Source organism: Nonomuraea sp. B10E15 (assembly GCF_039871615.1).
GTDB lineage: Bacteria > Actinomycetota > Actinomycetes > Streptosporangiales > Streptosporangiaceae > Nonomuraea.
On sequence record NZ_JBDPMB010000002.1, the window covers coordinates 575,996 to 597,276 of the forward strand.

The following is a 21,281-nucleotide window of genomic DNA, read 5'->3' on the forward strand; positions in this document are numbered from 1 at the left end:
GGTCGGGACTATTGGGCGGCGAGTTGGATGATCTGCTCGTCGGTCAGAACGCCGTCATAGGTGCGGACGTCGTCCACGGTCCCCGGCCAGTAGCCGGTGAACCCACCCGCCGCCTTGGTGCGTCCCAAGTGCAGCAGGCCAGTGGCGTTCCAGGCGCTCACGTGCTTGGTGACGGTGCCGGTGGACAGGCGCCCGTTGACATAGATGCGCAGCTCACCGGCCAGCGCGTCGTACACGCCGGTGATGTGGGTCCACTCCATCGAGTTGGGGACGGGGCCGGAACGGGCCCCGACGGGCACGGCGGTGTCGGTGTCGGTGGGGGCCATGGCGAAGGCCCACCGCGTATGCTCCTTGTCGAATCCGAGCTGGAACCCGGCGGCTCTGTCGCCCGGCTGCGACACGAACGCCTTGTCGCGGGAGGGCAGATAGTCGAGCTGGGTCCATGCGGCGACGGTGAAGCTGGTAGCGGTGTTGACCGCGGGCGCGGCGGCGTGGGCCTGGCCGCTGAAGCCATCGAACGCCAGGGCCCCGTCCAGCCAGCCGGGCGTCCAGGTGGAGATCCCGTCCAGGCCCAGCGCGGTGGCTCGTCCCGAGGAGTCGGCGGCCGACCTGCCGGACTCCTCGTCCAGCTTCCAGTGGCCCACCAGGGTGACGGCGCTGGTGACCAGTTCGGCGACTTCAGCGGCGAAGATGACACGGCCGTAGACCCGCACCTCGTCGAGGTCTCCGGACCAGTGGTCGGAAGGCACCCCGCCGTTCTTCCCGCGGCCGATCGTCAGCGGGCCCGTGGCGTTCCAGGAGGGTGGGACGTCGGCGGTGGACTGCAGCCGGCCGTTCACGTAGAGCGAGATCTGGCGGGCTGCTCCGTCGTAGACGCCGGCGAGGTGCGTCCACTCGTTCAGTCTGGGCGCGGCGGTGGACAGGGCACGGATCGGCGCCGCGTCGGTGTCGGAACCGGTCATGGCCAGCGCCCAGCGGTCCTCGGCCTTGGTGTACTGCAGGGCGAACGCGCCCGTCCTGCCGCCTTCCTGGGTGACGGCCGTGGCGGAGGCGGCGTTGCCGGTCAGGCGGGCCCAGGCGGTGACGGCGAAGTTGCGGCTGGTGTCGATGACGGGGCCGGAGGTCTGCGCGTAGGCGCCGGCCAGCTTGAGGCCCGTGCCGGTCTTACCGGGCGTCCAGGTGGCGCCGTGCAGCGTGGCCGGGTGGGCGCCGGTGGCGTCGGCGGTCACGGTGCCCTGGCCCTCGTCCATCCGCCAGTGGCCGCTCGCACGTTTGCCCGGGTTGACCATGAAGACGTAGGTACGGATGGGTCCGAGCTGGCCCGCGCGGTCCTTGCTGCGTACGGCCAGCACGTTCGGGCCTTCGTGGTGCGGCGTCAGCGTGACGGTGGCAGTGCCGTCCGGTCCGGGCGTGGCCACCGTCGTGGGCGTGGAGTCCAGGCCCCAGACGTAGGCGGACACGTCGGCCACGCCGTTCGGCCCGAACGCGAACGTGCCGGCCATGCCGACCCCATCGCTCCACGCGTTCTCCGCGAACTGGGGCGAGGACACCGTGGGCTCGCGGCCGGGGGCGGTGGCGTCCACGGTGGCCTCGCACCAGGGGCTCCACTCGCTGGTGGCGATGCCGTCCTCGGCCCGCACGCGCCAGCGGATCAGCTCGCCGTCGGCGTACCGGGTCCGCGGGATCGTGGCGGAGAAGGCCGTGCCGGAGGAGCCGAGCGGGGTGACGTACTCGCCGGCCTTCACCCCGGCGGCGTCGTACCACTCGAAACGGCCTTGGACCGAGTTGTCGTCGTCCTTCAGCTTCGCCCACAACTTGGGCGCGGGGGTGCTGATGATCGGGCGGTCGTCACCCGAGACGCACGGGCCGCCCGGATCCGACCACACGTCGGCGGCCACGGGGGCGGCGGGGTAGGAGTTGTAGTCGATGACGACGACCGGGTTGTTTCTGAACTTCTTCCAGTAATAGGGATCCACCTCGTTGGGAGACTTAAGGGCGACGGTGGGGTGCACCCATTTCAGACGGGCGGCGTCGGCGAACCACGAGGTGACGTCGAACTCCACTCCGCCCGGCGCGCACTCTCCCGTGCCGTAGCCCTTGGCCACGCTCACCGTGTCGAGTTTCCGGGTCCACGGCGGCTGGTTGAGCCATGTGGTGCTCGCATTGACATTGCCGGTTCCCCACGCCTCGACAGCCCTTTTCCCGCACGAGTACGACCACGTCTCGAACGCGCGCAGTGTCGCCTTGATGACGTGCTTGCCGTGGATGGTCGTGCCCGAGTTGATGTTGAAGAACGAGCGGTTCTTCTGTCCCTCGACATAGCCCACCCTCGCGATGTCGCTGGAATTCAGGTAATTGCTCTTCGGATGGTTGCTCCAGACCGCGGTCCAGGAGCCGCGGGCGGCGGTATAGGACGGGTCCAGGTAGACGGGGAACTCGGTCTGCGGATCCGTCATCATCTCGCGGTCCGGCTTGAGCCGCAGTCGCCCGCCGGCCAGCTCCACGCCCATGGTGGCCTCGCGCGCCTCGGGGGAGCGCCCTTCCTTGAGCGCCTGCGGGCTCGTCATCCCCTTGGAGTCCCACATCTTCGGGGTGGGCGCGATGAAGATCGTGCCCTTGCCCTCGTCGACGGCCTTCAGGTTGCCCGCCTTGTCCGACGTCAGCGTCAGGCCCTCGGCGGCGAGCGGGAATTCCAGCTCGGTCAGCTTCGCGGCGGCGGCTCTCGACTTGACCACCAGGAGGTGGGAGAAGCCGTCCACGTCGGCGGTGACCTGGAGGTCCACACCCGGCATGACCTCGGCGTAGGTGGCGGTGTCGCCCTGCAGCGCGGGCTTGGGCAGCCCGCCGCTCCAGCCCAGCTCCAACGACTTGGCGCCGCGGGACAGGTGGGCGAGGGGGGCCGACCCTCCGCCGGAGAACGTCAGGCCGACGGCGGCGGCCACGGGCTCGACCGCGCCGTCGGGACGCAGGCGCAACGTGGTGTCCACGGGGACCCAGCGGTCGTCCTTGCGCACGCGTACCGGGCGGACGTGCACCTCCATCGTGGAGGTGCCGTCGGGCTGGGCGAAGACCTGGCGGGTCTCGTTCGTCATCGACTTGACCTCGACCTGCCGGTTCTCGCGCCGCGCCTGGGCGGCCGCGGCCCGCTCAGGGGAGATCGTCTGGTCGTAGGAGATCGTCTGCGCGGACTTGGGTGCCGCCGGTGGCGTGACCGCCTGGACGACCGGATTCGGGGGGATGATCACGATGGAAAGCGCCATCGCCGCCGCACTTGAAAGACGTACAACCCGCACTTTGGCCTCGCCGGGATGGAGTGGGAGAGTGAGCGTGGTTTCATGCCGAACGGATCGGCCGGGCATTGACGATCTTCTGAATCGCCCAGCGAATTCTCACTCTCGCCCGAGTGTTCGGTCCAGAGTTTTGTTCCTTTTGCTCAAAAGTGCCCGATTAATGTCCTTTATATGCCCTCTTTCTGGCCTGGCAGCAGTGCCATTGATGGGGGACGATCGTTCATTGCCGTTCAATAGCCAAGGAGTCGCATATGACCGTGACGCCGCTCGCCGAATGCCGAAATCCGGCCGACATTGATTTCGACCCGGGGCCACCGGTTGCCGCGCCGCCGACGCGCACCAACGCCGAGCCGACGTTGGACGTTTTCGCCCGCGGCCCGGACAATCAGCTCTACCACCGCTGGTGGAAACCCGGCGTCTGGACCGGCTGGGAGAGCCTGCGCGGGGATCTCGCCGCGGGCGTCGGTGTGGGCACTCACAACTCCGGCATCCTGCACCTGGGAATACTCGGCCGCGACGGCAAGATCTACGACCGGTCGTTCACGAACGGCGGGCCTCCCATGCTGTTGAACGGGTGGAGCGGCTGGACCGAGCCCGGCACCGGATTGTTCAGCTCAGCGCCCTCGCCCACATCGTGGGGGACCGATCACTTCGCCATGTTCGCGCTGGACACCGAAGGCAAGGTCCGCCAGAACACCTATCGCTTCGGCGGTCCAGGCTGGACCGGCTGGAACGCGTTACCCGGCGACCGGACCTTCGGCTCCGCACCGGCGGCGGTCGCGTACGACGTCAACCGCCTGCACGTGTTCGTCAAGGGCGCGCAGGATCGGATCTACGACATCCACCTGAAGCCGGAGGGCGGGTGGACCGAGTGGGCGCCGATCGGGACTCTCGCGGCGCTGGCGGGCCCGGCGACGGTGTCGTGGGGGCCGACGCATCTCGCGCTGTTCGTCGTGGGCCGCGACGACCGGAAGGTGTGGCACAACACCTACGACTTCGGGGTCGGGTGGGGCGGCTGGACCCAGTTCAGCGGCGGCGAGACCTTCACCGACGTGCCGGCCGCGGTCTCGCACGCGCCTGGCACGCTGAACGTGTTCGCGCTCGGCACGGACGGGCGCATCTGGGAGCGGCACCGGGTCCCGGCGAACGGCACCTGGACGTCATGGGTCTCCACCGGTGACCAGACGTTCACCTCAGGTCCGGCGAGTGCCTCCTGGAGCAACCGATGACCGAGCACCTGACCCGCCGCGACCTGCTCCGCCTGACCGCCGGTGTCGCCGGCGCCGCGGCGCTCCCGCCCGCGTTGTCAGCCGCACCCGCCTCGGCGGCTCAGGTCGGCGCGATCCTGCCCCAGGCGGCCGTCCCCGACCTGCTGGCCGATGACGTGTTCCCCATCGGCTTCTACTGGCCGCCGCCGCGGCGGCAGATCAACGACGAGCGCTATGACGAGATCGCCTCCGCCGGGTTCAACCTCGTTCTCGGCGGCAACGACGTCTACAACAAGAACGCCAACGTCAGGCTGCTGGAGGTCGCCGACCGGCATGGCCTTCGCGTGCTGGCCGTCGATCAGCGCATCAGCAGCGCGGTGCCCACGCCAGGCTATGCGGACCGGATCCGTGCGGTGCTGGAGGAGTATCAGCAGTACAACGCGTTCGCCGGCTTCCGGATCGTGGACGAGCCCAACCCCGTCACCTATCCGCGCTATCGCATGATCACCGATGTGCTGGCCGAGGCCGCTCCCAGCAAGCTGAGCCACCTCAACCTCGTGCCGGTGTACAACCCGGCCTGGGACCGGGCGTACGAGACGTATCTCGAGCGGTACGTCGAGCAGATCGCGCCGTCGTTCGTGTCGTTCGACCACTATCCGTTGCTGAAGGACGGCACCTTCAGGCAGACGTTCTTTCTCAACCACAAGCTGATCCGGGAGGCCGGAAACAGGGCCGGCCTGCCGACGTGGGTCTACGTCTGCTCGGTCGACCACGGCGTCATGAAGCGGCCCACCCCGGCCGAGCTGGCCTGGCAGATCAACATGGGGCTCGCGTACGGCTGCAAGGGGGTCAAGTACTTCACGTACTGGACACCGACCGCGAGACCTGACTTCGAGTTCGGAACGGCTCTGATCGACAAGGCGGGCTGCCAGACGCCGCTCTATGACGCGGCGAGCACGTTCAACCGGACGTTTCTGCAGCCGGTGGGGCGGCAGCTCAAGCACCTGCAGAGCAAGCAGGTCTTCCACACGGGGCCCTCCCAGCCGCTCGGTGCCGAGCCGTTCTCCGCCGCACGTTCCCGGGTGCTGAGTGCGGTGTCGTCGTCGCCGATGGTGCTGGGCGAGTACGAGCGGCCGACTGACGACGGGCAGAGCTGGATCTTCGCGGTGAACCGCTCGTACACCACGACCACCGACGTGTCGTTCACGCTCAAGCCGGAGGTGAGCTCCGCGGAGGTGTTCAGCCCTTCCTCCATTCCACACGTGAGGGAGTACGTTCCGGTGCCCCTCCGGGACGGGGGACGCACGTTCAGCGTGAGCCTCGCACCGGGCCAGGCGGAGCTCTACCGCACCCGCCGCACGACCTGACAACCGGCGGGCCCAGGCCTCCGCGCCGGCCGGCCGGGCTTTCGAGGGGTACATCCGCAATGCCCGCCAAAAGCCCCGCCCTTGACCTGGTCACTCTGCCCTCCGATGGCAGAGACTCGTGCGACCTACGCGACTGGCGGGCCTGGCTTCCTGCCGCCGGAACGCATCACAATTCACATCGAGAGGCATACCTGCACATGACATCATCAACCGCGTGGTCGCGCCGTTCGGCGGTTCTCGGACTCGTGCTGGCCGTGAGCGCCACGCTGTCCGCCGGCACCGCCGTCCAGGCGTCGGCCTCCACGGCGGGGAGCGAGTCCACGTCGAGCACGGCGGCACCGCGTGTCAAGGTCTACGAGTTCGTCACCAAGACGGGCGGCTTCTTCTACACGGCCAACGAGCGGGAGAAGCGGACAGCCCTCCAGTACGGCTGGCGCCTCACGAAGACCCCGATGTACTACATCGCGAGCACGCCGTTCGCCGGCAGCAAGCCTCTCTACCGGCTGCGTTGGAAGAAGACGACCTCCTACATCGTCTCGACCACCGAGACGGAACGCGATCGGCTGGTCGCCACGGGCAACTACCACTACGACGGCACGCTCGGCTACGCACCCGCCAACCGGAAGGCCGGGGGCGAGGTGAAGGTCTGGCGCCTGTCGAGCAACAGTCGCTGGCGGTTGGCGATCGACGAGCACAAGGAGAGCATTCTGGCCAAGGAGCCCGGCTGGGAGCTCGACGGGTGGGTGTTCTACCAGTTCAAGAGCGCCGACTGAGGTAGCGGGCCACCTTCCCGCCGGGCCTCGGCGGACCCTCCGCCGGCTCTCCGAGGTGCGGATGAGCGAGGCCGGATAGGCGGCCGTCACCGGTGGGTCCCCTGAGCGCCGCTGGGGTGGGTGGGTGATCTGCTCCACCGCCCATCCCAGCGGCATTAAGACAGCCCACTCCCCGGCACATGCCGGTGGCCGAGCGGCGCGGTCGCGCGTCTGCGGCGGTGGTAGTGCAGGGTCGCGCCGCCCAGGGCGAGCCCCCAGGGGAGCCAGGCGAGTGTCGGAAGCCAGACGGCCCAGTTTTCCAAGGCGGCGCTCGGCCCGGCGGGCGTGAGCCCGAGCGCCATCGACAGAAGGCCCCGATAGATCGACAGCCCCGCGGCGGACAGAATGATCGCTGCCAGTCCGCCGGGGATCGCCACCAGAAGCACGGGCACCGGCCGGCCGGGCAGGATCGGGCTCCAGCGTGGCACGCGGCTCCCCCACTTCTGGCGCAGGCCCAGGGTGAGCAGCGCGCCGGCGACGGTCATCGCGCCGAGAACGGCCTCCGTCAGACGGGCCCCTGGAGCGGTGTACGGCCGCACGAATTCCTCCGAGACTCCGACATGGATTCCGAGTGCCCAGGTCAACTGCCGGGCCGCGTACAACAGCGGAAGGACTACGGCGGCCAGCCACACCCGGCGTTCGTGACCGGACGGCCGCGTGCCGGCACCCGGCGGACGGTCCGCCTGTGCCGCCCGCCACCAGGCGAACGCGCCGGCAAGGACGAAGACCTGGTGCGGCACCATCGCAGGAAGGTCGCCGAGGCGCAGCATCAGCACATTGACCAGAGCGACGAGGAGACGGGCGTCGGGGACGGCCAGGAGCAGGAGGGCGGCGACCGCCCCTGCCGATCGCGCGGACCACATGGTCGTCTCGGACCGGCGCAACAGGCGGAGTGCGGCAAGGGCCAGAAGGGCGACGGCGATCATCGCGATCGTCACCCCTGTCGCGCCGGGCGGCAGTCCCACGAGAAGGGCGCCCGCGGAGCGCGCGGCGCCGGCCTCGGCGTAGGGGAATCCGGCTCCGCCCCTCGCCCAGTACAGACCGAGACCCCCGTATGCCGCGGTCCAGATCGCCGCGGCCGTCCACCACAGGACCCCCCGCTTGCCCACGGCGGTCACGTGCGCGGCCTGCGCCGGCGTGACCGCCAGGCGAAGACGGCGAAGGCGGGCCCGCCGACGAGGGACCATGGCCCTGGCCCTGCCGGTTGGATGAGCAGTCCAGGTGTCTGAAGCGCGATCATCAGCGTCTGGAAGGCCAGGAGCAGCGCGGCGGTCCAGCAGAGCGTGAGAAGCGTCCGGCGCCACCTCTGCGGACCGCTGGTGCGCGTCAGTTTGAGAGCCGCTCCCGCGAACACCAGCGCCATCGCCGCGATTGCGACGCCGCCGAGCAGGTAGGCGCTGATGGGCGTGTCCGGGGTGTTGAGGTATCCGATCGTGTAGATCGTCAGGTGTGCTGTCGCGAGAGCTGTGGCCATGCCGGCGGCCAGGTAGCCCATGGTCTTCGTGGTCGTGGATCGGGGTCTGAGAGTGGCGGCGTGGGTCATGTGAGTCTCCGCGTCGTTGGTGGTGGTCAGGAAGAGCCTGCCGGTGTGAGCGAGTCGCCGGCATCCATCTGGAGGCAGAGATGACGTGCGGTCGAGGGGCGAAATCTCTGACTGGCGGCGGAGGTGACGAATGTGGACGCGTCATAGACTTCGCCGCATGAACGGCAGCGGACACGCACAAGCCGGCGTGGTGACCGGAGCCGTGTGCGTGACGCTGGCCGTCACGCTCGCGGCGTTCGTCTGGACGGAACCGCTCAGCGCGCTTGGCGCCGGTGTGTGCGTCGGCGCGGCGGTGCTGGCCGCCGTTCTCTTCCACGCCCGTCGTTCGACGACGACGGTGGTGCTGACGTTCGCGGCGGCCTTGGTCTCGATCGGGCTGACCTCGCTCTACTCTCCGCCCGCGGGATCGGCGGAGGGCGTGGCCACCCTTGCGGAGGCCGCCGGCCTGATCGTCCTCATCCTCCTGTCCGCCCGGTTTGTCCCGGCAGGGGTTGCTGTCGTCTGCTGCCTGCTCGCCGGCCTGGCGACCTCCGTGCTCGTGCTACGGCTGACAGAGATCGCTTCCGTGCTGGAGGGTCTCGGCATGTCCCTGTTCGGCGGGGCGCTCGCCTGCGCCGCGGTGGCCGCCGGTGCCACCGGCCGCCGCCGGCATCACGTGCGTGAACGGCGGGCCATTCAGGTCCGGCGGTCACAGCGCGTCGAGCTGGCCAAGGACCTCCATGACTTCCTCGGCCACGATCTCAGCGGCATCCTGGTGCAGGCTCAGGCGGCGATCTCCGTCGCGGACGACGATCCGGCCCAGCAAGGGGTCGCGTTGCGCGGTATCGAAGCGGACGCGCTGCGCGCGCTTTCGACGCTTGACCGTACTGTGCGTACGTTGTGGGGCGAGGGCGAAGACGAATCGGCCCACGGATCCGCCGCGCAGAAGAATGGTGTGCGACCGGCCGCCGAGCTCCGGGACCTGCCAGAGCTGGTGCGCCGCTTCGATGACAGCGGCACCGCTCATACGGAGCTGAACCTGGAGCCGGGCGTCGAGGAGAACGTCACTCCGGAGGTCGGGGCCACGATCTTCCGCATCGTGGTGGAGGCATTGACGAACGTCCGCAAGCACGCGCCGGATGCCGCCACGGTCGAGGTGAGGGTCGCATCGGCGTGGAAAGGCGCCGTGTCGTACGTGACCGTCGAAGTGATCAGCGATCACACGTCGGAACCGGCGAATCCGCTGACCGCGGGTTCCGACGGATTCGGCCTGATCGCCTTGAGGGAGCGGGTTGAGGTGCTCGGGGGGACGTTCGCCGCGGGGTTCGCCGAACCTTCGCGATGGCACGTCAAGGCGTCGCTTCCCCGGAAGAAGGTGTCATGGGGACCAGAATCCTCATCGTAGATGATCACGAGCGGGTCCGGATCGGCTTCAGAATGATCTTGGATGCGCAACCCGACATGTGTGTCGTGGCGGAGGCCGGCGACGGTGAGGAGGCGCTGAGAGCGGTCCGGAAGCATCGTCCCGACGTCGTGCTCGCGGACATCAGGATGCCGGTACTCGATGGCCTTGAGCTGACTCGGCGCCTGACCGGGCCGGAGTTCAAGGGCGCCGTCAAGGTGATCGTCGTCACGACGTTCGAGATCGACGAATACGCCTACATCGCGCTGCGGGACGGCGCCAGCGGATTCTTGCTGAAACGCTCCGGCCCCGCTCTTCTCATCGAGGCGGTGCGCTCCGCGATGAACGGCGACACACTCATCAGCCCGCAGATCACCGTCCGGCTCCTGGAGCACTTCCGCCGTCAGCACGCGGGCACCGACGAGCCGCGGGAAACGCCTCTGACCGAGCGCGAACTGGAGATCGCCAGGCTGGTCGCGCGAGGGCTCAGTAACACCGACATCGCGACGGAGCTGTTCATCTCGATCGGCACGGTGAAGACCCATGTCGCGAGCGTTCAACGAAAGGTGGCCGCCACCAGCCGGGTCGGCATCGCCGCATGGGCATGGGAGAACGGGCACATCCGGAGAACGGGATGACGGCGGGCCGTACTTGTGTGGTGGCCCGCCGGCGGCCCTATCCCCGTGGAAACGCGTGGGTGGTCATCGGCGACTCACGTGAGCGCTTGATGCAGTTGCCGGATCGTCGATGCGACCCGGTCACGGTTTCCCACGACGAGGAAGGTCTCGTAGGTCAAGACGTCGCCTTTCGCGACGTCAACGGCAGGGGAGGTCACCTGCATGGTGTACTCGCCCGCCATGCCGTTGTACGGCGACGGGGGTCGGGTCATCGTGTAGTAGTAGGCGGATGTGCCCAGTACGGCCGGCCTGACATACATGCCGAGGCAGTGCAGATGGTCGGCGGTGCAGCGTAATACGGGGTCTTTTGTGACGTATTCGGCGGCCGGGCCAGGGGTGAGGACATCGCCAGTCGGCTCGTAGGAGTAGACGCGCACGAAATCCCGCTGAAGATAAGCTATCAGCACCCCGTCGAATTGTTCGTGCAAAGAGTCTTCGGAGGTCAAGTCAGCAGACAGCCGGACCACATTCTTCAGCGCCGCGACCTTGTTGTCGGGAGCGAGCTGGACCTGGGTGCGCAGCCAGTACGGCGACAACCCCAAGGTGAATGGACTGGTGTTGGGCTGGACATTGGCGGCCAGGCAGCCGTCATAGCCTGGCTGGCGATCGGCCCGGGTCAAGTACATCGCCGGTCGCGATTCAGTGCGAATCGATGAGCCGGCCTTGGCCATGACGTACAGGGCACTTGTGCTGGGTCCGTGATACGGTTCGCGCTGGCCCACGTCGTCGATGCGCGCCCCCGCCTGTGTGGGGTTGTAGCATTCGGTGGCCCTCCCGGTCTTCTGCCAGGCGTGGAAGGCGTATTGGAGCGCGGCCCCGTGCCCGCCGCTGGCGACGAATTCCTTTCCGCCCGCCTTGACCGAGGCGATCGCCCCGGCCAGCGAGGTGGAACTCGTCACCGCGAGGTTGTTGCGGTCATCGACCAACGCCGACACCGAGACGTCGGGGAACGTACGGTTCCAGTTGCGCACGGAAGAACACTCGCTGCGATATGTCTGAACGAACTGGTAATAGTCGGGACTGCTGGCCGGTGGTGGCACGCAGGCGCCGTCCATCGCATGGACAGAAGGCGCCGTCGCGGGCACGAGGGAGACGCATAAGGCCGGCACCACCAAGAACGCGGAGGCTCGTCGAAATCTCATGAACGCAAATACATCACACCGGCGCCCCCGGGCTCAGGCGTAATCGTTGTCATCGAAGTCCGGAAATGCCGATGAAGTCAAAGTGAAGCCGTCATGCGAGATTGGGCGCCGGCGCATATGTGTTTTCAGCCGCTCGCGGCCAGTGCGGCATCGTCGGCTGCCGCCTCCTCCTCTGTCCATGGTGATGGGGAGGGGTGATCCAGGTGCCAGCGTACGGACTGGGAGACCCGTTCGGCGGGGTCGCCGGCTGACCAGCCGAGCAGTGAGGCGGCGCGGTGGGAGTCCACGAGGATGTGCTGGAGCGGTGCGCCGGCCAGCGCTAGTGAGGGCGGAAGAGCGGCGTCAGGGACGCGCACCAGCTCCGCGGACGAGCCGGCGGCATCCAGGATCTGCCGGAACCAGCCTCCCAGAGTCAGGGTGCGTGACTCGCCGATCGTGAGGGCCTGTCCGTCGGCGGCCCGGGTGTCCAGCGCGGCGAGGACGGCCGAGGCCAGGTCGTCGACGTGCAACCGGGTCCAGAGCAGGTTGGCCGCGCCGACGGGGATGCGCTGACGGCCGGCGCGGACCCTGCGGAGAATGGGGTCCTCGCGGCGTTGCCAGTCGTGCGCGCCATAGATCATCGGCAACCGCAGCACCACGGCGCCACGGGGCAGCCACCGCTCCTCGACGTCGAGTTTCTCGTAGTCATCCGGCACACCCGGCAGGCCGGCGCCACGGTAGGGGTAACGGTCACGGCGCAGCTCGGACTCTTCGTCGAGGGGCATGGCGGCGAGCTCGCGGCCGGTGTTCAGTCCTGTGAACGCCTGATAGACATCGACGCTGGACAGCACCACCGCGGGGACGTCCGGCAGGACCGGCAGAACCGCGTCCACATCAGCGCCCGTCAACGCGAAGGCGTCGACCACTGCCTCAGGGGCGAACCGGCGGACGCGGGCGGCGTGACCGGCCAGCGCCTGACGGTCGGTGAGCAGGTGAGACACCCCCGGCAGGTCCTCTGCCATGGTCGTTTCTCGATGAACGACCAGGACCTCGTCGCCGCGCTCGGCCAGCCGCCGGGTGATCCGTCTGCCGGTGAATCCGGTACCGCCGAAGATGAGGACTCTCATGCGACCGACTCCGGCATCATCTGAGGACCTCCGGCGAGGGCTCTGCCAACGCCTGTCCGCGAACCGACGCCCAGCAGCGCGCGGAACCGCGCGGAATCAGAATGTGTCATTGAGTGTCCTCGCGGATCGTCTGGAGCTCGCGCCAGACCTCATCGGCCTTGGCATCTCGAATTTTGGAGAAAATGGCCAGCGACTCCTGCCAGGCGGCCTCGGCCTCCGCCAGGCTCCCCTGAGAACGGTAGGCATGACCCAGGTTGAACATGGCCATGGCCTGTCCTCGCGGGCTCTCGATCGCCCGGCATACGGAGATCGCTTCCAGATGGTGTTTGATCGCGTATTCGTGGTCCCCTAGGGCAGAGTAGGCACGCCCCAGGTTGGAGATGTTCGTCGCCTGAACGAAGAGGGCACCGCTCCGACGATTGATGACGAGCGCTTGATGCCAGCACTCGATGGCCGAGGCGATGTCACCAAGGCCCAAATGCGCCTCGCCGAGCGTGTCCAGAGTGTGGGCGTGGCCCCGCTCGTATCCTGAGTCGACGGCCACGGCTATCGCCTGCTCACATCGCTTTCGCGCCGTCTCATAGTCCTGGACGTCGATGGCGTTCATGGCGATGTTCCCGAGAACCTTGGCCTCGCCGCGGCGGTCTTTGCATTCTCGGACCGCCGCCAGCGCCTGGTAGAAGTATCGGGCCGCCTCGTCGAGGCGAAGGAGCTCAGAGCACGTGTTACCCATCGCGCTGAGCAGATGCCCCTCCAGCCGGAGGTCGCCGATCTTCTGTGCCGCTTTTACCGCTATCTTGTGGCCGCTGAGCAGTTCGTGATAGTAGCTGTAATGAAAAAGGTATACCTCTTGCAGGTAGGCGATCTGACAGGCGGCAAGAGACTCGCCATTGTCATACGCCCAGGCGGGCAACGCTATCAGCGTCTGGTGTTCCAGTTCGTACCAGTGCCGGGCCGCAGACTCATCGGAAAAGGCGAAGGGCGCCATTGTTTCGCCCAGCTCACTCAGCTCGCCCAGAGGCTCCCGCATGCGGCCGGGCGTGAAAATGACGTCGGCGGCGTACATGCCGTGGATGAACCACGTCAGAAGCCGTGAGACGGCGTCGGTGCGGACCGAGGTGGCGTCCTGCCGGCGGCTCTCCTCGGCTGCGTACGCGCGCACCAGATCATGCAGGTTGTAGCGGTCATGGCTCTGCTGCTGCACAAGGTGCGTGGAGACCAACCGGTCCAGATGCCTGCGCGCCTGCCCGGGGGAAAACCCGGAAAGAGCGCCGGCCGCCGCCAGGCTGAAGTCACTCCCGGGGTAAAGCGCGCCCAGCGCGCGCAACATCCACGCGGCGTCCCTGTCGAGGTGCTGATAGGACCATGAAAGAACCGTACGCATGTCCGACGGGGCGTCGTCGCCGCTGTAGAAGACTTCGAGCCGCTCATGGGTGATTTCGTCGACGACGTCGGACAGGCGGATATCGGGCCGCCGTGCGAGGCGTTCACCGATGATCCGCAGCGCGAGAGGTGAGTTGTCACACAGATCCGTGAGCTCGCGAACGGTCGGGTCGTCGAACGGGACCGTGGACCGGCCCGAGACCCGGCTCAGCAGTTCGACAGAGTCCCGCAGTTCGAGCGGGGGAACGCTGATACGGGCGGTGGCGTCGCGTGCCGCCAGACTGCGTAGCTGGTCGCGACTGGTGACGACGACAGTACAGCCAGGGGCGGGCAGCAGCGGGCGGACGTGCTCACTGTCCAGCGCGTTGTCCAGCAGGAGCAGCAGGCGTTTGTTCGCGGTACGGGTCCGGAACAACGCGGACGCGTCGACCGGGTCGTCAGGGATTTCGTCAGGGGCTACACCCATGCTGCGGAGTAGCATGGCCAAGGCGCTCACCGGCTCGATGGGAGCGAGCGTTCCAAAGCCTCTGAGGTTGACGTACAGTTGCCCGTCCGGAAATTCGTCCGCGACCGACGAGCACCACTGAAGCGCCAGCGTCGTCTTGCCGATTCCAGCGCCACCGACGATCACCAGAACCCGGAGATTCGGCTCCACGGCCGATTCTGGTTCCTTGAAGAGGCCGTCCAAGACGGCGAGCTCCATACGCCGCCCGACGAAGTGTGCGGCGTTGGGTGGCAGTTGCTGCGGCGTGGTCATCAGACGCGGTCGCAAGTCGTCGTCGGCGGTCACCCCGCGGCCGCCGGCCGCGGAATTTCCCAGCCTGGGGAGGTTCAGCACTCGAACCGAAGCGGTGCGGGCCGCGGCGATCAGCTCTTCCTTTTCGGCGTCCTTCAGCCCCAGCGACCTGGCCAGCGCGTACAGTGACGCGGTGCGCGGGCGATGAACCTCGTCGAGTTCCAGCCGGCGGACAGTACGCGTGTTGAGCCCGGTGCGGCGAGCCAGTTGCTCCTGAGTCAGCAGTGCCCGTTCCCGCCACGTTCGCAGCAGGCCCCCCAGGGTCTGTTCTTTGTCAACCGGACCGGTATCGGCTGTGTCTCGTTCTCTTGCGAACATCAAACATCTCCAATGAGCACATCCACCCACATGCGTATGAGTAAGTCATCGGGTGATTCCGGTCTGCGTCATGCGCTGCAATCCACCTGTCCGAACCGGACCGCGGTCAACCCATCGTCCGTCGAATTGCTCCCGAAATCCGAATGGCTGCTGATGAGGAAGAATGTCGGTCGACCCGGTCGGGCCGATGGTCGGTGGCCGCAAATCCGGGCCGACCCCGTCTTGTCTCAGCCGGCTTTCGGAGGGGCGGGAGACCGCGATCCTCTAACGGCCGCGGGAAGTCGCCGACTGACCGCCGCCATCCGCGATGTGCGAAACTCCGTTGCCGAGGTCGTCTGCGGAACGCCTGCCCCTCGCACCGCGATACGCGATCACGGTGGCCGCCACACCGGCGGTGATGGCCAGCACGACGCCGAGGGTTCTGATCCAGGTGCCGAGGAAGATCCCCAGTGCGGACGGGTCGGCCAGGGTGTCCAGTTGACCGATGCCGATGGCCGCGGCCTCGGCGAGCCCTACCAGTGCGCCGAGCGCCGGCGTCCAGCGCCACCTGGTGAAGGCGATCAGCAGGGCTGCTCCGACCAGGAGAACCAGACCCGGCGGGACGATCGGCATCGGGACCCCCGAAACCCCCTGGATGACCATTCCGGCCGCGCCGGTGATCAACCCGCCTACGGTGGCCAGCCGGACTCCCGAAAGCCTGACGTTCATGGCCTCGTCCTTTCGTGAGAGCTGAAGAGTTCACTATGGGCCGGAAGCCTCGGCCAGGGCATCCCCGTGGCTGCGGCTTTCGCGTATACGCAAGGTTGCGTACGGCGTGCGGCGTTCAGGCGGCGTTATGGTCGGTAACGTGAGGGATGTCTGGAAACGGGCGCAGGGCTGGTCGGTCGAAGCGTGGCCGTGCCTGCCGTTTCTGGCGGTCGGCCTGATAGGCACGGGGCCGGCGGCCACGTTTCAGCCGGAGGCGGCCCGTCCGCTGGACCCGCTCGCCTACGCCTTGGTGGTGACGGCGGCACTCGCGCTGGCCCTACGGCGCCGGCCGGGTGTGGCACTGGCGGTCAACGGTGCCGCGGTGGCGGCGTATCTGGCGGCGGGATACCCGTTCGGCCCGATCCTGCTGACGCTCCCCGTCGCGGTCTTCAGCGTGGCAGCCGCCTGGCCGATCGGCCAGGCGACCTCTGCCGTGTCGGCGGACCTCGGCGTGCAGGTGGTGGCGCTGTTCGCCAAGGCCGCTCCCATGGCCGGCGAGTCGTCGACTTTGGCCACTGACGTGTTCATCTGGGCCGCGGTCGCCCTGGTCACGGTGGCGGCCGGGATCAGCGTACGAGTGCGGCGGGAGGCCGCGGACGGGCTGCGTAACGAGCACGCGCGGCGGGTGGCCTCCGAGGAACGGTTGCGGATGGCGCAGGATCTCCATGACACCATCGGTCACGGACTGGCGGCCATCGCGATGCAGGCCGGGGTGGCGTTGCACGTGTTCGATCGCGATCCGGCCGAGGCACGCCACGCCATGCGGGCCGTACGCGCCACGAGTCGTGAGGCTCTGGACAACCTGCGGGTGGAGCTGGAACGGCTACGCGGCGACGGGTTCGCGCCGCACGCGCCGGCACCTGGTCTGGACGACCTGGCCGCGTTGGCAGACCGGGTGCGGGCGGCCGGGATCGAGGTGACCGTGGAGGTCCAGCCGAACCTCGGCCTGGCCGGGCCGGTGGACGCGGCGGCGTTCCGGATCGTGCGGGAGGCGCTGACGAATGTGCTGCGCCACGCCGGTGCGGCGAACACCCGTGTCCTGGTGTGCCGCGACGGGTCCGAACTCCTGGTCGAGGTCACCGACACAGGTGCCGGCACGCTGTCGGCGCCGGACGAAGGTCTTGGCATTCGGGGCATGCGGGCGCAGGCCGAGACGCTCGGCGGAAAACTCGAAGTAGGTCCTCGTCCCGGCGGGGGATTCGCCGTCCGGGCCCAGATGCCGGTGGAGGCGACATGATCCGCGTCGTGGTCGTGGACGATCAAGCTTTGATCCGCGTCGGGGTGCGGACGCTGTTGCGCTCCGAGCCCGACACGGAATTGGTCGGCGAGGCCGCCGACGGTCGTGCCGGGCTGGCCGTGGTCCGCGACACGGCGCCGGACGTGGTCCTGATGGACATCAGGATGCCGGAGATGGACGGCCTCGCGACGCTGCGGGAGATCACCGACGATCAGGCGCTGGCGTCGGTCCGAGTGGTCATGCTGACCACGTTTGGGCTGGATGAGTATGTTTTCGCGGCTCTGCGGGATGGTGCCAGCGGATTCATCCTCAAAGATGCCGACCCTGAGGAGTTACTACGCGCGGTACGTGTGGTGGCACGGGGGGAGTCGCTGCTGTCGCCAGGGGTCACCCGCAGCGTGATCTCCCAGTTCACCCGCCGTGCCCCCGTCATGATCGCGCACCCGGACGTCAAGGATCTCACGGCGCGCGAACGCGAGGTGGTGGCCTGGGTGGCCGCCGGCCTGTCGAACGACGACATCGCGAGCGAGCTGGTGCTCAGCACCGAAACCGTCCGAACCCACGTCAGCCGGGCGATGCTCAAGCTGAAGGCCCGCGACCGGGCGCAACTCGTGGTGTTCGCCATACAGTCCGACCTGGGCCCGCCGATGTAGGTACACCGGCGGGCCCAGGCGAGGGATCGGAGCGGATCGCCGCGGGTCAGGAGCCGCCGGGGAGCCGCTTCCAGAAGTCGCAGTGATGCGCCGCGGACACGTCGACCGGCTTGACGCCCTGGGCGTCGATGGACAGTACCGTCGCAGGCTTGTACACAGGCCAGTCAGATCCCGGCGTGCCGGACTTGGCGAAGCTCGTCCAGTAGTCGACCATCCTGTCGCGCAGGGGCGACGGCGGCGCGGACGGGCGGTCCGGATCGAGGCTGTCGAGCAGATAGGGGACGTCCGCGTTGTGCGATACGCCGATGGGCATGCCGTTGATGACCGCCCCCTTCACCGGCTCGGCGAACTCGTAACCGAAGACCTGGGCCTTTCGGGCCGCCGCGTCGTTGGCGGGCAACTGGGAGCAGGCGCCGATCTTGCCCCCGTGGTCGCCGAGCAGGGTCGCCAGCGCCCACGCCGGGCTGGCATACCGATCCGCCGGATACTGCCGCAGCACTCGCTGGCCTTGCCGGGCTCCGAACAGCTCCTTCACCGTTCGCCGATACTCCGCTACGGTGATCTTGGCGTGGCGGCGGGCCACCACGACGGTCATCTCGTCGCGAGTTCCGCCGTGGATCATGGGGATCGATGAAGCCCGCAGCGCCTTCACCGGCTGGACCGGGATGGCCGGAGTGTCCGCCACCGGCCCCCACGGCATCGCAGTGCGCCGGGGTTCGATCGAAGCGACCTGGTCCTCGTACAGGCCGACCAGATCGTCCAGCGGCTTGGCGCGCAGACAGGCGGCGGCGGTACGCGGATCCGCGCAGCCCAGCCGGCGCGCCGTGTCCAGGCCCCGGCGCTCGGCCACCTTCCTGGCGAGCAGCGCGTTCCCGCACGGGCCACTCTGAACGATCGCCTTGTGGAAGAGGCCCTTCGCGCCGGTAGCGGCCAACTGGGCGCAGGCGCTGACGGCACCTGCCGACTGACCCCACAGGGTCACGTTCCGCGGATCGCCGCCGAACCGGTCGATGTTGGCGCGCACCCAGCGGAGCGCCGCCTGCTGGTCGGCGATGCCGAAGTTGCCGCCGTACGGCTCGCGTAGCCCCGGATGGGCGAGGAAGCCCAGCGCGCCGAGCCGATAGTCCAGGGTCACGACGATGACCTGACCGCGCTCGACCATGCGCCTCGCGTCGTACGTTCCGCCGCTGCCGCTGGTGAAACCGCCGCCATGGACGAACACCATCACCGGCAGGCGCCGGGACGACGCCGCGGCCGGCGTCGCCACATTGAGATACAGGCAGTCCTCACTGCCCTGCGGTGGTTCGTCGGGTGACTCTCGCCAGGGGCACGCCGAGCCCGGTTTGGTGGCCTCTCGAACCGCGGTCCACGGGGTCACCGCGGCGGGGGCACGCCAGCGCAACGCACCCACCGGTGGTGCGGCGTAGGGGATCCCCTGGAACAGGCGGGAGCCGTCGGTGACCTTCCCGCGCACCGGGCCGTCGGTGGTCCGCACCACCGCGGCATCGGCATGGGCTGGTGCGGTCAGGCCGGCCATCAGGATTGACGCGATCGTCGCCGTCTTGAGGAAAAGGGTTCTCAACATGCCCCTCACCCTCATCGTGACACGCCGCCCGTGTCTTCCCTCCACAGCCGTATCCGGCGGCTACGCGTCGCCGCGTAGTAGGGCGCTGCTCCATTACCGGCCTCACGCGGCGACAGCGGATCGTGATCGGCTTCGTACGGGTGCTGACGGCCGGCTCTTCGCGGGAGCCGTCATGGGACAAAGCGCGCGCGTTGACATTCACCCCGCTCGCGCTGCCACTGCGGGAATGCCCAGAATATGTCCCGCCGCTGTCCTTGCCGGAGCTCTGTGGCTCACGAAAGATTTGTGGTGACAAGCGAAACCCATTGCCTCAATGAGCCTGGGCGGGCCGGCGGGCGACCGCTTGCCCGCGCCCGAAGCGGTGGTGGCGGGCCGAGCGGCCGGGGGACTGGTGGCCGGCTTGCTCGCGGTCCGGTTCGACGACCTGATCCATGTGTCCGGTCAATGTCCAGCCAGCGCCCTGGCCCTGGTCATCGCTGATCGTGCACGGTTGGAACACGGCAATATTCGGATTGTATGTGGAAGGAAGCATCATGATGCGGAAAATCGCTTACCGGACCGCGACCGTGATTGGGCTGAGCAAGGGGAAGATGGGCGGCCGCTACTGGTGGTTCCACTAAACCCTCGTCCGGGTGGGCGGCTGCTCTCTCAGCCGCCCACCCTCACGGAGAAACCGGAAAGCCGCACCGAATGACCGCAACCGTTTCTGGCCAGATACCGGGCCCTTCTGGGCGTCAACTGCTGGATGCCACCTATGAGTACGAGCGTGACCGCCTCGGCTTCATCACCCGTTGCCGGCGTGAGTTCGGTGACGTGTTCCGGTTCAGCCGGGCGACCGTGGTGGTCTCGGATCCGGAGGTCATCCACGACCTCTTCACCCGTACCAATACCGACTTCCGCACCGAGGGCTCCTTGTTCTCCGGTGACCGGGATCCATGGGAGGCGCAGGCTGGGTCCAACATGCTCGCCCGCAGGAAGGGGTGGCGGGGCGCCAACAAATCGGCCGCCGCGGCTCACGGCGCGCGTTTCCTCGAACAGCTCGACAGGCTGGTCCGTCGCTCCAGCGATCAGGCTGTCGAAATCTTTCCGCTGATGCGGGAGTTCTCCGGTCTCGCCGTCGCCGACTACTGTCTGGGCGGCCACGGCGACGACGTCACGGAGATCGCCGACGCCGTCGCCGCCGGCGCGACCATGGCCGTACGGCTCATGGACAGCTCGCTGAGCCTGCCGCGCTGGCTGCCGCTGCCCAGCGTCCTGCGGATCAAGAGAACCAGCCGGCGCGCGATGGCACTCCTCGAACGGCACGTGGCCGACCGGCCGGCGGTGCCCGCCGGAGTGGAGGCGAGGGATCTCCTCGACGTGCTGCTGACCGGCGGGGAGGCAGACCTCGACAGGACCTCCGTCGTACGGCTGATCGACGTCGTCCTGCGTGCCTCGCACGGCGTGCCCGGTGCCACGCTCGCCTGGGCGATCCGGCAGTTCGCGCTGCAGCCCGCGCACCTGGACAGGATTCGCGCCGAGGGCCCGATGGTCCGGGCGGCCAGGCACGGCGAGCCGGTCGCGGTCACGGATCTTCCCTACACGGCGGCGTTCCTCAGCGAGTTGCTCCGCGTGTTCCCGCCGACCTGGCTGATGGGGCGCTGGGTGCAACGGGACACCGAGCTGGCCGGTTTCCGGCTCCGGCGCGGTGAGCAGGTGATGTTCAGCGCCTTCCACGTGCACCGCGATCCGCGCTGGTGGGACGAGCCGCACGAGTTCCGGCCGGAACGCTGGCTCGACCGGGATCGCCCCTACGCCGGGCGGGCGTACTTCCCGTTCGGCGCCGGTCCGCGCATCTGCTTCGGTAACCAGCTCGGCCTGGTGCAGTTGACCCTCGCGATCGCCTGGCTGGCCGACACGTACGACATCGAGGCGGTGAACGTCACCGAGAAGTTGCCGAATCCGAAGGCACTCCTGGTGCCCGACGGGTTGAGGGCGCGTTTCACGCCGAGAGGCTGAGGCCGGACCGCATATGAAGCGATCCGCGCCCTCAGCTC

The 21,281-nt window shown here is 68.2% G+C and carries 16 protein-coding genes; 8 read left to right on the plus strand and 8 right to left on the minus strand.

Going from position 1 to position 21,281, the window contains the following annotated elements; translation table 11 throughout:
• Positions 1-8: 8 nt before the first annotated feature.
• Entirely contained in the window at positions 9-3,260 is a 3,252-nt protein-coding gene (locus ABGB14_RS11590) for a LamG-like jellyroll fold domain-containing protein (protein ID WP_347643599.1), read from the minus strand.
• A 281-nt stretch (positions 3,261-3,541) separates the two neighbouring features.
• On the opposite strand from ABGB14_RS11590, the gene ABGB14_RS11595 reads away from it, so the two are divergent.
• From ABGB14_RS11595 to ABGB14_RS11605, 3 genes are all read left to right on the plus strand, one after another.
• Positions 3,542-4,519 carry a hypothetical protein gene (locus ABGB14_RS11595; RefSeq protein ID WP_347643600.1) on the plus strand — a complete coding sequence of 326 codons (978 nt, stop codon included), beginning with the start codon at positions 3,542-3,544 and terminating at the stop codon, positions 4,517-4,519.
• Positions 4,516-5,865: a hypothetical protein gene (locus tag ABGB14_RS11600; RefSeq protein ID WP_347643601.1), complete on the plus strand. Its 1,350-nt coding sequence runs from the start codon at positions 4,516-4,518 to the stop codon at positions 5,863-5,865. The genes ABGB14_RS11595 and ABGB14_RS11600 overlap by 4 nt, the downstream gene beginning before the upstream one ends.
• A gap of 197 nt (positions 5,866-6,062) precedes the next feature.
• On the plus strand, positions 6,063-6,638 hold the full coding sequence (locus tag ABGB14_RS11605; RefSeq protein WP_347643602.1) for a hypothetical protein: 576 nt from the start codon (positions 6,063-6,065) through the stop codon (positions 6,636-6,638).
• 155 nt (positions 6,639-6,793) lie between these two features.
• Here ABGB14_RS11605 and ABGB14_RS11610 read toward each other — a convergent pair whose 3' ends face one another.
• Positions 6,794-7,786, minus strand: coding sequence for a hypothetical protein (locus tag ABGB14_RS11610; protein WP_347643603.1), 993 nt, complete (start codon positions 7,784-7,786; stop codon positions 6,794-6,796).
• A gap of 5 nt (positions 7,787-7,791) precedes the next feature.
• Positions 7,792-8,220 (minus strand): hypothetical protein, encoded by a 429-nt coding sequence (locus ABGB14_RS11615; RefSeq protein ID WP_347643604.1) that lies wholly within the window; start codon positions 8,218-8,220, stop codon positions 7,792-7,794.
• A gap of 157 nt (positions 8,221-8,377) precedes the next feature.
• On the opposite strand from ABGB14_RS11615, the gene ABGB14_RS11620 reads away from it, so the two are divergent.
• Both ABGB14_RS11620 and ABGB14_RS11625 read left to right on the plus strand, forming a co-directional pair.
• Positions 8,378-9,604, plus strand: coding sequence for a histidine kinase (locus ABGB14_RS11620; RefSeq protein ID WP_347643605.1), 1,227 nt, complete (start codon positions 8,378-8,380; stop codon positions 9,602-9,604).
• Entirely contained in the window at positions 9,541-10,239 is a 699-nt protein-coding gene (locus tag ABGB14_RS11625) for a response regulator transcription factor (RefSeq protein ID WP_347643606.1), read from the plus strand. Before ABGB14_RS11620 ends, ABGB14_RS11625 begins: the two co-directional genes overlap by 64 nt.
• A 74-nt stretch (positions 10,240-10,313) precedes the next feature.
• Here the strand turns inward: ABGB14_RS11625 and ABGB14_RS11630 are convergent, their stop codons facing one another.
• The 4 genes from ABGB14_RS11630 to ABGB14_RS11645 all read right to left on the minus strand — a co-directional run bounded on the left by ABGB14_RS11630 (position 10,314) and on the right by ABGB14_RS11645 (position 15,731).
• A complete protein-coding gene (locus ABGB14_RS11630) occupies positions 10,314-11,249 on the minus strand; it encodes a hypothetical protein (protein WP_347643607.1) in 936 nt (311 codons plus the stop codon).
• A 296-nt stretch (positions 11,250-11,545) separates the two neighbouring features.
• Positions 11,546-12,526, minus strand: a complete 981-nt coding sequence (locus ABGB14_RS11635; RefSeq protein ID WP_347643608.1) for an NAD-dependent epimerase/dehydratase family protein — start codon at positions 12,524-12,526, stop codon at positions 11,546-11,548.
• A gap of 106 nt (positions 12,527-12,632) precedes the next feature.
• Positions 12,633-15,023, minus strand: a complete 2,391-nt coding sequence (locus tag ABGB14_RS11640; protein WP_347643609.1) for a tetratricopeptide repeat protein — start codon at positions 15,021-15,023, stop codon at positions 12,633-12,635.
• A 264-nt stretch (positions 15,024-15,287) separates the two neighbouring features.
• Positions 15,288-15,731: a hypothetical protein gene (locus ABGB14_RS11645; RefSeq protein WP_347643610.1), complete on the minus strand. Its 444-nt coding sequence runs from the start codon at positions 15,729-15,731 to the stop codon at positions 15,288-15,290.
• A 139-nt stretch (positions 15,732-15,870) separates the two neighbouring features.
• Here ABGB14_RS11645 and ABGB14_RS11650 point away from each other — a divergent pair, with 139 nt between their 5' ends.
• Together ABGB14_RS11650 and ABGB14_RS11655 are read left to right on the plus strand one after the other, a co-directional pair.
• Positions 15,871-17,007, plus strand: coding sequence for a sensor histidine kinase (locus ABGB14_RS11650; protein WP_347643611.1), 1,137 nt, complete (start codon positions 15,871-15,873; stop codon positions 17,005-17,007).
• Positions 17,004-17,660: a response regulator transcription factor gene (locus ABGB14_RS11655; protein WP_347643612.1), complete on the plus strand. Its 657-nt coding sequence runs from the start codon at positions 17,004-17,006 to the stop codon at positions 17,658-17,660. The genes ABGB14_RS11650 and ABGB14_RS11655 overlap by 4 nt, the downstream gene beginning before the upstream one ends.
• 46 nt (positions 17,661-17,706) lie before the next feature.
• Here ABGB14_RS11655 and ABGB14_RS11660 read toward each other — a convergent pair whose 3' ends face one another.
• A complete protein-coding gene (locus ABGB14_RS11660; RefSeq protein WP_347643613.1) occupies positions 17,707-19,197 on the minus strand; it encodes a carboxylesterase family protein in 1,491 nt (496 codons plus the stop codon).
• Positions 19,198-19,935: 738 nt separating this feature from the next.
• On the opposite strand from ABGB14_RS11660, the gene ABGB14_RS11665 reads away from it, so the two are divergent.
• Positions 19,936-21,243 carry a cytochrome P450 gene (locus tag ABGB14_RS11665; protein ID WP_347643614.1) on the plus strand — a complete coding sequence of 436 codons (1,308 nt, stop codon included), beginning with the start codon at positions 19,936-19,938 and terminating at the stop codon, positions 21,241-21,243.
• Positions 21,244-21,281 lie beyond the last annotated feature (38 nt).